We start from the raw sequence: 12,488 nt of genomic DNA on the forward strand, positions 1-12,488 counted from the left end.
GACTGCTCATCGCTCATGCTTCCAACGTCGAGATGTCGCCTTCCGGCAAGCCGAGTTCGCGCGCCTTCAGCAGGCGTCGCATGATTTTTCCGCTTCGGGTTTTCGGCAGGGTCGGGAGAAAGGCGATTTCTTTCGGCGCCACGGCTGCCCCGAGGCGCGCCCGGGCGAAGCCGAGCAATTCACGCCGCAACGCTTCACTCGGCTCATGGCCATCTTTCAACGACACAAACGCCTTCACGATTTCCATGGCGACGGGGTCCGGCTTACCGATCACCGCGGCTTCCGCCACCGCCTTATGTTCGATCAAGACGTTTTCGACTTCGAACGGACCGACGAGATGGCCTGAGGTCTTGATGACGTCATCCGCCCGGCCCACGAACCAGAAATACCCGTCGGCATCTTTCTTGGCCACATCGCCGGTCAGGTACCAGCCGCCGGCAAAGCACTTCTTGTATCGCTCCGGCTCATTCCAATAGCCGCGAAACATCGAGGGCCAGCCCGGGCGTAGCGCCAATTCTCCCTGCACATCCGGTTCGTTCAGCACCTCCACGCCGCCGGATTCGGTCCTTTTCACGATACCGGCTTCAATTCCCGGCAGCGGGCGTCCCATCGAACCGGGCCGGACATCCATCGCCGCATAGTTGGCGATCATGATGCCGCCGGTTTCGGTCTGCCACCAGTTGTCGTGGAACGGGCGACCGAAGGCCTTTTCTCCCCAGACGACGGCTTCAGGATTGAGGGGTTCCCCCACGCTGGCGAGAAAACGCAATTGGCGCAGATCGTACTTCCGCACGAGATCGCCACCGACTTTCATCATCATACGAATGGCCGTCGGCGCTGTATACCAGACGGAGACCCGCTGGTCCTGCAAGATCCCATACCAACGTTCGGCGTCGAAATCCGCTTCGTCTACAATGCAGGTGAGCCCATTCGTCAGCGGCGCGATGATGCCGTAGGACGTGCCGGTTACCCAGCCAGGGTCGGCGGTACACCAGAAGATATCCGCCGGGTGGAAATCGAGCGCAAGTTTGCCTGTGATGTGGTGGGCCACCACGGCGCCATGCACGTGGAGCGCCCCCTTGGGTGTTCCGGTGGTGCCGCTGGTGAAATGCAGGAGGGCCGCGTCTTCCGGATCGGTGGGGCCGATTCGATAGATACCTGGGTGCTGTTCGAGCAACTGATGGAAGTTCTGCGTCCCGGGGATGGCGGTCGGACGTCGCTCCTCGCCGATGAGCAGGACATGATCAAGATGGGGCAGCGTCTCCCGGATGCCGGCCACCTTGCGCTGATAGAGCGATTCGGTGGTCACCAGCACCTTGGCCTGGCCGATCGTGAGCCGGGCGCGAATGGGTTCCGGCCCGAAGGCTGAGAAGAGCGGGCAGAAGAGGGCGCGATGTTTCAGCGTGCCGAGTGCCGCGATGTAGAGTTCTGGAATGCGGCCGGCGAGGACGAACACCCGGTCGCCTTTCACGACGCCGAGCCTCTGCAGTGTAGTGGCAAAACGATTGGTCAGGTCGTCGAGACGCGCATAGGAATAGTCCTCGACCTGCCCGATTTTCCCCAGCCACCGGATGGCGGTCTGTTGTCCGAGCGGACCGGTTGCATGCCGCACAACCGCTTCATGGGCGATGTTGAGTCCCTGCCCCTCAGGCAGGCCATCCAGTTCGGCGCGCGCCTGCTCCCACGAAAACTCCTTTTGCACCGACTCGTAATCGTGGAGATTCGGGATCGTCTCCCAATCTCGTCTCGATTTGATGATGGGGTTCCACGGCATTGTGCGGTTCACACTCCTCGGACAGACTCCGAGCATGCGTTCTGCAAGGCATAGACCATCGACGCCTGTGAAGGCCGGAGAGGAAAGCGAGGGAAATCACGGTGGTTAGTGCGCCGCAGGCGGGGAGAGCCGATGGTCCACCTGTAGCATTTTTCACCAGTGGTAAGAGGAGGGTCGTGGATAATCGCGCCAAGCCACACGAGATCAGGGTATTGATCATGGGAGCCGCCGGGCGGGACTTCCATAACTTCAACGTGCTGTTTCGCGGCAATCCTGACTATCGGGTCGTGGGGTTCACCGCCGCGCAGATTCCCAACATTGACGACCGGGTCTATCCCCCGGCGTTGGCCGGCGCCTTGTATCCTTCCGGTATCCCGATCCATGCGGAACAGGATCTCGATTGCTTGATCAGGACCCAGCACGTTGAGCGGGTCGTCTTTTCGTACAGTGATGTCTCCCATGAAGCGCTCATGCACCAAGCCTCCCGCGTGATGGCGGCAGGAGCGGACTTCTGGCTGGCGGGCCCGCAGTCCACGATGCTCCCGGCCAAGAAGCCGGTGGTGTCGATCTGCGCGACGCGTACGGGAGCGGGCAAGAGTCCTGTGGCCCGCCGGGTCGTCTCGATTCTGAAACATGAAGGGCTACGGGTTGCCACGGTGCGACATCCGATGTCCTACGGCAATCTTGAGCGACAGGCGGTACAACGGTTTGCTGCTCTGGAGGACTTGGACGCGGCGTCCTGCAGCATCGAAGAGCGGGAGGAGTACGAACCCCATCTTGCGCAGGGTGGGACGGTCTATGCGGGAGTGGATTACGAGCGGATTCTCCGGGAAGTCGAGGACCAGGTCGATGTCATTGTGTGGGACGGGGGCAACAACGACTGGTCGTTTTTTGTGCCAGACCTCGAACTCGTGCTTGTCGATCCGCATCGGGCCGGGGAGCCGCCGTATTTCCCGGGGGAGGTGAATCTCATCCGGGCGGATGTGGTGGTGCTGACCAAACTGGATACCGCGACGCCCGAACAGGTGGATGCGGCGCGTCGATCCATTGAAACCGTGAATCCCCGGGCGGCGCTCGTGGAGACCGCCATGCCGCCCAAAGTCGATCATCCGGACAGGATTACCGGCAGGCGCGTACTCGTCGTCGAAGACGGACCCACACTGACGCACGGCGGTATGGCCTTCGGCGCCGGTTGTCTAGTGGCCCGGCGGTATGAAGCCGGTTGCCTGGTGGATCCGAGGCCCTACGCAGCGGGGAGTCTCAATCGCACCTTCCTGCAGTATCCGCATTTGGGGCCGCTCCTTCCCGCGATGGGATATGGGCCTGAGCAGGTCCGCGAACTGGAGGAAACGATCGAACGGGTGGAGTGCGACCTCGTGGTCATCGCCACACCGATGGATTTACGGCGACTCATTCGGATTACGAAGCCGACGGTGCGGGTGAGTTATGACGTGGAGGACCGGAGGCGCCCGACGTTGACGGACGTGATGCAAGGCGTCATCGACAGGGCGAAACAATCATGAATCCTTTTTTCAGCGCCATACTCCAATAAGCAGCAGGAGATGGAAGGCTGCTTCAACGAAAAAACGAGAAGGAGAGATATATGGTGACGCACCCGACACATATTGCTCAGGATCGATGCCATCGCTGCGGAGGCTTGATGGTTCGAGAGGAGATTCGTGAGGTGAACCAGGTCGGTTTGCGTTGCATAATGTGCGGGGAACACATCGATCCGCTCATCCTCGAACATCGCCGGAAGATGCGCACACCCGAAGGGGCTCGCCAGCTGTTGGCCAAGGGCGAAAAAGCCGGGATGAACTAGTCGATCTGTACCGTTACGAGGCCGGCCGCTTTCGCCGGTGATGGCGGCGAGTCGCGGAGACCAGGAGTTGCTTGATGCGATAGGCCGGTTCAACCAGCCCGAGGCCGAGAAAACTGGGCGTGAGCAGGGGGTCGGATTTTTTCTTGCCTTGGACGTACAAATCGACCTGTTTGCCTCCGGCCAGCAGGGGCAAGCTCTGAATCCTGGCCTGGGTCACGATGCCGAGCAGGGTGACCGCCCCTCCCGCAGTGAGATGCCCTTCCCGATCCATGGCGGTGGGAAGCCGGAAGACCGGTCCCCCGCTGTTGCCGGGAAACACGTGGCTATCGATGAGAAAGACCTCTGAGCCTGGGCGGGCGGGCGAGACCCAGGAGACGATGCCCTGGCGGACAATTGCGCGGGGTGAATCGGGAATATCGAACGCCGCCGGATAGCCGAGCACCATGATGGGGACGCCCTCATAGAGGTCCGCTGTCGTGGCAATGTCCATCCAGGCGATGGAGGAGGGGCCGCTCGGTTTCAGTTGTCGCATGGTCAAGGGCAGCGGAAGACAGGCGAGATCGACGGCCTTGTCCGGATGGGGATACCAGCAGCGCCGTCCGGCCTTGGTGAGTTGAATCGGAATCTCCACCCCCTGTTTCACGCCCCGGCGATGAATGTGCGGGAAGACGATGCCCAGCGTGGAGGGTTTCCAGTTTTCCGTCGGGTCGAGAAACACATGTCTGGCGGTGACCAACCAGCAGTCCTGTCTGCGGGGGCCGTGCAACGAGAAGAGCACACCGGTACCGACCACGGCGAAGAATTTCCTGGTTGAAACCCGGCCGGTGCGAGACCGTACGTCGGCGTCTTGAATTGCCCCGATTGCCACCGTTGCAGCCCGCCAGCGATCGATCCATCCAGCCATCCTGCCTTGCCTCCATTGGTCCAGCGTTTCACAATACCCTCTCCTGTGATCAGCAAGCCTGGTGCCGCGCATTCGTCGTTCGTTTCCGGGGTGAAACCTGCGAGACTTTTCACAAAAGACGCTACAGGGATTCAAGCGTGTGGGAGGAGACGGCCGGGCGATTGTTCTGTTCGTTGGGCGCTGGGGAGGACACCCCCGTGGAGGCGTTCTGCGACAGCCCTGATTTTGTGACTGGGGAAGAACGCGACGTTGCTCTTGCGAGGCTCGCTCCTATATGCCGACGGTGGGTGGCCCGCCCATTGCTTGATAATCATTGGTTATGGCGATGGCCGGAAGCAGCAGGTCGCAGGTAAGGGGAGGCATCGGAGCAGGCAGTCCTGAAAGAGCAGCGGAGCGTTCATGACAGTGCATAACGCCGAGGTCGCGACAGCTTTCGAGGAAATGGCTGACTTGCTGGAGATCGAAGGCGCCAATCCCTTCCGGGTCCGGGCCTATCGTTTCGCTGCCAGAACGCTTCGCGATCTTCCTGTCGAGGTGGGGGAGATGGTGGCGAAGGGCGAAGATCTGACCAGCCTTCCGGGGATCGGCGACGATCTGGCGGGAAAGATCAAAGAAATTCTCGCAACAGGAACCGCGGCCGCCATAGAGGCTCAGCGCAAAAGGGTCCCGGCGACTCTCACGGGGTTGCTCCGCATTCCCGGGCTCGGGCCCAAGCGGGTGAAGCGGCTTGCGCACGAGTTGAAGATCCGTAGCCTGTCCGAATTGCAGACAGCGGCGCAGGCAGGCCGGGTCCGGACCTTGGCGGGATTCGGGGAGAAAACCGAGCAACACATTCTCGATGCATTGGCCACGCGTCTTGCAGAAGCCCCACGGGTGCAGCGGGCCGTGGCGATTCCCTCTGCCGAGGCTCTGGTGGCGTACCTGGAACAATCGTCAGGAGTCAGCCGGGTCATAGCGGCAGGGAGTTATCGTCGTGGACTGGAAACCATCGGCGATCTGGACATTCTGGTCACGGCTCCTGCGGGGCGCGCCGTCATGGATCGGTTTGTGGCCTATCAGGAAGTTCGCGACGTGCTGGCGCGTGGCGAGACAAAGTCCAGTGTTCGCCTACAGAGCGGTTTGCAGGTGGATCTCAGAGTCGTGCCGCAAGACAGTTACGGAGCGGCGCTGCTCTATTTCACCGGCAGTAAAGCGCACAACGTCGTGCTCCGGCAACTGGCTCAACAGCGCGGTTTGAAGCTGAATGAATATGGCGTGTTTCGTGGAGACAAGCCTATCGCCGGAGAGACGGAGGAATCGGTCTACGCCTCCCTCGGTTTGCCCTGGATTCCACCGGAATTGAGAGAGGGACGGGGAGAGATCGACGCGGCGAAGGCCGGGCGACTCCCGCACCTCGTAGATCTGCAGGATCTGAAGGGCGATCTCCACGCCCATACGAGGGCGACCGACGGCCGGAATAGTCTGCAGGAAATGGCGGAGGCCGCCCGGCTGCGTGGACTGCGCTATTTCGCCATCACGGACCATTCCCGCCGGTTGACCATGGCCAAGGGCCTCGACTCCGCCAGGTTGCTGCAGCAAACGGAAGCCATCGATCGATTGAATGCCACCCTGTCAGGGATCACGATTCTCAAGGGTATCGAGGTCGATATTTTAGAAGACGGGAATCTGGATTTGCCGGATGAGGTGCTCGGCCGGTTGGATCTGGTGGTCGGCGCGGTGCACAGCCGCTTCAACCTCTCGAACCGCCGGCAGACCGAGCGCATCATGAAGGCGATGGACCATCCGCACTTCTCTATCCTGGCCCATCCCAGCGGGCGGCTGATCGGCCGGCGTGAGCCCTATGAGGTGGACATGCTTCGCATTATCCGGAAGGCGCGCGAGCGCCGCTGTTTCCTCGAAATTAACGCCCATCCCGAACGACTGGATCTGACGGACATCCATTGCCGGATGGCGAAGGAGGAGGGTGTGTTGCTGGCGGTGAATACGGATGCGCACAGCATGCTCGACTTGGAGAATGCGCGCTTCGGGGTCGGCCAGGCCAGACGGGGATGGCTTGAGAAAACGGATGTACTGAACACAAGGCCGTACGCGGAGTTGAGGAAGCTTCTGAAGCCGACCATGGAAGGTTGAGCGGGCAGGGAGACGGGTTGGCCGGTGCCGATCCTGTGATGCGTTCGATGTCGGATGGAGGATAACGATGACGGACACAGCCGAGTTGTTGGCGAAGGCTTCGAAACCGGCGGAAGAGGCCTTGCGGCTGCATGCGTACTACAAGGGAAAGATGCAGACGTTGCCGAAGTGCGCGATCCGGAGTCTGGAGGATTTTTCGGTGTGGTACACGCCGGGCGTGGCGGCTCCGTGCAAGGCGATCCAGGCCGATCATGAACTCGTGTACGACTATACGAACAAGGGGAACACGATCGCCATCGTGTCGGACGGCACGAGAGTGTTGGGCCTGGGCGACATCGGACCGGAAGCGGGGCTTCCCGTGATGGAAGGGAAGGCGCTGCTCTTTAAATATCTCGGTGGGGTGGATGCGGTCCCGATCTGTCTCGATACGAACGATCCGGACGAATTGATTCGAACGGTTCGGCTGCTGACCCCGTCCTTCGGCGCGATCAACCTCGAAGATATCGCGATGCCGAAGTGTTTCAGGATTCTCCGCGAATTGCAGGCCGATTGCCCGATCCCGGTCTGGCACGATGATCAGCAAGGAACCGGAACGGTGCTCCTGGCAGGTCTGGTCAATGCGTTGAAGGTCGTCGGAAAAGAAATGGGACAGGTTCGGATCGCGATGATCGGCATGGGCGCGGCGAACGTGCCGACCTATCGATTTCTCACGGTCTGCGGGGCCGACCCTTCTCGCATCGTGGCCTGCGATGCGGGAGGCATTCTCGGAACGCATCGGCGGGAGTATGAGCTGGATCCTGCGTTCGGCGAGCAATGGAACGTCTGCGTGCAAACCAACCCGACCGGTTTGCGAGGCGGCATTGCCGAAGCCTTGCAGGGAGCGGATGTCTGTGTGGCGTTCTCGGCCGGCGGGATCATCAAGCCGGAATGGGTGAAGGGCATGGCCAGGGATGCCATCGTATTCGCCTGCGCCAATCCCGTTCCGGAGATTTGGCCCTGGGACGCGAAAGAGGCAGGCGCGCGAATCGTCGCCACAGGCCGCAGCGACTTCGCCAACCAGGTGAATAACTCTCTCGTGTTCCCCGGCATGTTTCGGGGCCTGCTCGACGTGCGGGCGCGGTCGATCACCGATGAGATGGCGATCGCAGCGGCCCATGAACTGGCTCTGTGCGCCAGAGAGCGCGGGATCCATGAGGGCAGCATTCTGCCGACAATGGACGAATGGCACGTGCCGATGCGGCTTGCGGTGGCGACGGCAATTAAGGCGCAGGAGCAGGGACTGGCGAGGGTGGCCAGAACACGCGATCAGGTGCACATTCTGGCGGAATCGAAGATCCGCTCCGCCCATGAAGCGATGCGCGTATTACTCAGAGAGGGGCTGATCGTCGCGCCGGCGGCGGCAAGAGAGTGATAAGAGCGGTGGTGGCGGGAACTGGTTTGGTCGTGTAGGACCGGGCGCAGGAACTAGGGCCTCGAAAGGTGGCTATCGGCCAAGTGCGGAAGTTCGGCACCGAGATCGCACCGCCGTAAAGCGGCCCTCAGGCCTGTCGCATTAACGTAGAAGTGAGCGGCCTGCGCGGATTTTCGCGCAGATCCACTCGACTGCCGGGTTGGGCCTATAGCATCCCATTGGCGTGAAGGATGCGAGCCGTGTCATAACCATCGATGAGAGTAAACCTACAAGTGCGCGAGTAGTTCGAGAGGGCGAAAGCTCCTACGGTTTTTCGGACGGCAGGAGTAATTTTGTGGCAGTGCTGAACCACGAAGACATCAGCCGGGGTGTTGAACAGACGATAGATTTGATCTCCATTCTTTCCACAGTCGGCCAGTGTCATTTCATGAAACCGAGCAGGCCCCTTGAGGAGAAATGCAGCAGACATCCTTTCTCCATTAACAGATAGGTTGCTTGAAAAGAGATCACACTCTTCACCACCCCAATCACTTGGGACGTTCGCCTCGCCAAGAAGCCGACAAAGCAGCGCTTTAACATCCCGCTCAGGGATGTTTTTCAGGAGATTGAATTGCTTGGCGGTTGGTGTCCAGCGAAAGTCGGTTCGAGAGAACTGGTCGATCCTCTGAACAGGAAGATGCAAGGAGTCGATAAGTCTCAGATCTAAACCCGACCCCGTGCGTTCTATGAGATCGCCGACGACATACGGAACAGCCCGAATCGTCGCGTCATCAATTTCCGTAACTGAGCAAAAAGCAAACAGGTTTGTGGAACCACTAAGGCGTGAATATGCGGTATCAGTTACAAGGCCACTCTTTGAGAACTCGATGACCAGCTTCATTCCGGGAAGTACGTCGCTGACATCCTCCGACAATGAAACGAGTGGGGTACGGTTGGCTGCGCCAAAACCCTTCCCGTAGAAGTGCCCTTGATAGGCAAAGCGAACGCCGGGCGCCAGCTTGCCTTCGGCCGCCAACCGATGAAACGGATGAATGCCTTCAGTCCGAAGAAATCCAAGAAGCTGTGGGCCGAGAAGGTTGGCAAGAATGATTTTGCTAGGCTGGGAGTTCGGTGAGTGCAAGGCTTGTGCGACTTGAGGCGGCAATTGCCTTTCATCTAAGAACTCAAGTAATCGTTGCGTGCTAACATACCACGACCGAACTGCTTCAGTGCTCATGGTCTAAAGGCCCAATGGATCGGCGTTAACCGGCGTGGAATAGCGCCACCGGACTCAACCGAGCCTAAAGTGATTGATGCCAGAACGGTACAGCGGGGATTAGAACCGCGCTATTCCACGTCCGGTCCAACGCTTTGTTGGGCGGCTGTTCGCGCTCACCTGCAATCCACGTCTCAATTTGTCACCCCAGCCTGCTCGGAGCGCCGCGTGGCCTGTGCGACATAGAGCACCGGGCACTCCCTCTTAACCTCGTCATTCGGAATCTGGTATACGCCGAACTTGAACGGAAGCCGCTGATCACAGTTATCTAGGACGCACAAGATGTACAGTTCTTCGAAGAACGTGAGCATGTTGTGAAGGTGAGTATCCATGTCCCTGACGATGTCGGACCAATAGCCTTGGACGCTTCCGCCACGCTCGGAGAGATCGTAGCACCAACTCGGTGCGGAAAATTTGTTCGCTGGCTCGAGCGAGAAGTTGCGGACCTCCAAGATGAAGTGCGCTCTCGCGTGATTGATGGGGAGAGCGTTCCTTGATTCGGCGATGAAGCGGATCCATTCCTGGTCTTTAGCAAGCAGGTCTACGACTTTTTCGCTGGTGCTTCGGTTCGCTGAGATCCACTCGCGGTATGCCTTGAAGTTCGAGCCGTGATCGGGTGATCCGTAAAAGATGGAGAGTAGGGAGTGCGCCTTCTCGAGGAAGCGTTTGGCGCTACCAAGAAAGGAGCCAACCCGTTCTTCCAGGTCTGCGACCTGTGGCAAGGTAGGAATCGTAGTCTGTGATTTTGACTTCTCGATGACATCGTCGATCTCCGCAAGGAGAGACATGGCGTCGTTGTAGATTCGGAAGTGGGCATTCTCGCACTGCAGCAGAAGCTGGGTCGCTTCCCAGACCGCGTTGAGCAGCCGTTCCTTGGCCAGTTCGGGCCTGAGGATCACGCCATCGAAAATCTGCTTCGCCTGGATTATCGAGCGTGCGACGAACGAGTTGTTGCAGCCTATCGGGTAGATCTCTTGGTACGAGTGACGTGTCTCGGGACTCGCACGATCAGGGTCGACGTCATCAGCGGTACGCACTTGGAAGATCTTCTTGGTTGAGAAGATGTAGAGGCATTCATTCAGTGTGAGCATATGCTGGATCGCATTCTCTTTGTCTTCACCCAGCTCCATTGAGAATGCGCCGTCTCTGTCGAATGTGCCGGGCATCGTGTCTACTCGCTAGGATTCGATGGCCGCAGGAGCCAGCTGCGCAGAGCGTTTTGCCGCCCACCTATGTTTAGGCCGATCCGCATAAGAACCGGAACTGCCATTTTCTGTCCGTATAACACGCCACTTCTGTTCGTGAAGAATACGCCATAATCGACGCTTGTTCAATGAGTTGTGACTGGGCACCATGTATAACGCGTTCTTATCCGGATCGGCGTAAGACCTCCCTTCTGGTAGCGGTCGGTCGTGTACTTCGGCTAAGGGTCGAGGACTGCCATCGGCCATGAGCGGAAGTTCGGCGATGAGACCGCACCGTCATAAAGCATTCCTCAGCCCTGTCGCATTAACGACACCGGCTCACTTGCAACCGAGGGGATACAAGCCGACCCGCACCGGGCGGCTGCCGAGAGCTCGCGCCAGGGCCATCATGTGGCTGTTTCTTTGCGGACTGTCATAAAGGGTAGAGCCATCACGTAGGGGACATCTTCGCCCCGACTGCCGTGAAGGAAGAGGGCGCCTTTGTCGAGTGGCTTTGCGCCGCTGGCGCTCATTAAGGCCTGGATCTTGGGGGTCGACTCGGAGATCACACTCGGCAGGTTCCCGAAATCCTCGTGCGTAACCACAAGCTGCGGCGTCCGCTCGTAGTCAAGTTGCTCAAAGGGCAATCGCTGCGCCGTGCGTGTTAGGACCAAAGGCAACTGGCTGTCCAAGAACAATGCACACGGAGACAACGACCGTGAGGATGGGACTTTCCTCAGGCTCTACGAAGAGTACTGACCTTGGCCATGACCGACGGTCATTCGCACTCAAGTAGAGGCTGCCTCAAGGGACCGTGATCTGGAAACCGATCTCAATACGCTTCTCCGGAGTGAAGATCGGTCTCCACTTCTTCCATGCGCGATCCTCACCCGGCGTGACGAGTTGGGCGTTGGCGATCTGCGCCTCTGTGGTAAGGCCGAATCGCCAGTTCCCCGACGCGTCGAGGCTTGCCTTTGACTGTTGGAAATTGTCGCGGCACGCCGCATGCCCGTGTCACGACAGCCTCTCACCCTCGGTCACTCTGGCGTCGAAAGCGTTGGTCAAATTGGCAGCCCGAAGGCCCGGCGTATGACCATCCGCCGGGCAAGTGAGACGACGCAAAGCATCGTCCGAACGTTGCGGCGGACCGGCACGCGGACGGAGGCGAGGTCGGCTGTGGCGTTCTGTTGAGCCGGGGGTTAGCCAGCGGAGTTGAACCGCCAGACGTGGTATCCAACAGAGACAATGCACATCGCGAATCCAATCGCGCCCGCCCAATATATGTGAACTTGGCAGTGGAACAAGTCGTAAGAGAGGCGATCGGACTGCATTTCATTGATACTAGATTTGTTCGATTCCGGAAGTTGCTCAATTATCTCCGGAATCCCATAGACGAGATAAACTGCCCAAAAGATCGAATAACAAAGAGTAACAATACCCAAGAAAGTTGAGACGGCAAATATCGACGCAATCCAATCACTTACATTTACATGCCCTTTCGCGAATGCGAGAGTTGCACCTATAGTCCCAGTCTCCAGTGTAACGAGCCATTTTGTCCAATCAGCTAGTATCTTAAGCGCTTCCTTTTGCTCCGGCTTGTGGTTTGACATTGCCTGCATCACTCCTCCCCCAATAATTCGCATGGCGCATAACGCCCCGCTTCAGCCGCGGCTCTGCCGGAGGGGCGAAGGCCCAGAGGCAGAGGCGGCGGCTGGCAGCGATGGTTGGGTGCCAAATACGCGTTCAGCAACATTCGACATCAAGAAGCGCTCAAACTCGTGCGCATGTACCAGGCTCGCGGATTTTCTTGAATGAACCGTAGGGTCTGTATACATGTAGATGTGGAGCCGCCCATTGGATCGTTGTTGGGCATGGGCGTCTAACTCACCGGGCGTAAACAGCCACACTTTCTCCGTAGAGAGATCCGCCAGCGCAACAAACGCTGCAGGGTTTCTTTCTGGAACCCACCAATCAAGAGCGAGCTTTCCTTTACCACCCCCCGGCTTTG

At 59.1% G+C, this 12,488-nt stretch carries 8 protein-coding genes; 4 read left to right on the forward strand and 4 right to left on the reverse strand.

The features are described from left to right. Positions 1-13: 13 nt before the first annotated feature. A complete protein-coding gene (gene acsA / locus NSND_RS15985) occupies positions 14-1,774 on the reverse strand; it encodes an acetate--CoA ligase (RefSeq protein ID WP_080879942.1) in 1,761 nt (586 codons plus the stop codon). A gap of 218 nt (positions 1,775-1,992) precedes the next feature. Here acsA and NSND_RS15990 point away from each other — a divergent pair, with 218 nt between their 5' ends. Both NSND_RS15990 and NSND_RS15995 read left to right on the forward strand, forming a co-directional pair. Next, on the forward strand, positions 1,993-3,297 hold the full coding sequence (locus NSND_RS15990; RefSeq protein ID WP_080880903.1) for a cyclic 2,3-diphosphoglycerate synthase: 1,305 nt from the start codon (positions 1,993-1,995) through the stop codon (positions 3,295-3,297). Positions 3,298-3,377: 80 nt separating this feature from the next. Beyond that, on the forward strand, positions 3,378-3,596 hold the full coding sequence (locus tag NSND_RS15995) for a hypothetical protein (RefSeq protein ID WP_080879943.1): 219 nt from the start codon (positions 3,378-3,380) through the stop codon (positions 3,594-3,596). A gap of 13 nt (positions 3,597-3,609) precedes the next feature. Here NSND_RS15995 and NSND_RS16000 read toward each other — a convergent pair whose 3' ends face one another. Beyond that, positions 3,610-4,500: a S1 family peptidase gene (locus NSND_RS16000; protein ID WP_159450827.1), complete on the reverse strand. Its 891-nt coding sequence runs from the start codon at positions 4,498-4,500 to the stop codon at positions 3,610-3,612. Positions 4,501-4,899: 399 nt separating this feature from the next. Here NSND_RS16000 and polX point away from each other — a divergent pair, with 399 nt between their 5' ends. Both polX and NSND_RS16010 read left to right on the forward strand, forming a co-directional pair. Further along, on the forward strand, positions 4,900-6,630 hold the full coding sequence (polX, locus tag NSND_RS16005; RefSeq protein ID WP_080879945.1) for a DNA polymerase/3'-5' exonuclease PolX: 1,731 nt from the start codon (positions 4,900-4,902) through the stop codon (positions 6,628-6,630). A 67-nt stretch (positions 6,631-6,697) separates the two neighbouring features. Beyond that, complete coding sequence (locus tag NSND_RS16010; RefSeq protein WP_080879946.1) at positions 6,698-8,041, forward strand: NAD(P)-dependent malic enzyme; 1,344 nt, start codon at positions 6,698-6,700, stop codon at positions 8,039-8,041. 205 nt (positions 8,042-8,246) lie between these two features. On the opposite strand, the gene NSND_RS16015 is transcribed toward NSND_RS16010, so the two are convergent. Next, a complete protein-coding gene (locus tag NSND_RS16015; protein WP_143833584.1) occupies positions 8,247-9,257 on the reverse strand; it encodes a methyltransferase in 1,011 nt (336 codons plus the stop codon). Positions 9,258-9,430: 173 nt separating this feature from the next. Next, complete coding sequence (locus tag NSND_RS16020; protein WP_080879947.1) at positions 9,431-10,462, reverse strand: hypothetical protein; 1,032 nt, start codon at positions 10,460-10,462, stop codon at positions 9,431-9,433. Between the last annotated feature and the right edge of the window lie 2,026 nt (positions 10,463-12,488).

Source organism: Nitrospira sp. ND1 (assembly GCF_900170025.1).
Taxonomy (GTDB): Bacteria; Nitrospirota; Nitrospiria; order Nitrospirales; family Nitrospiraceae; genus Nitrospira_A.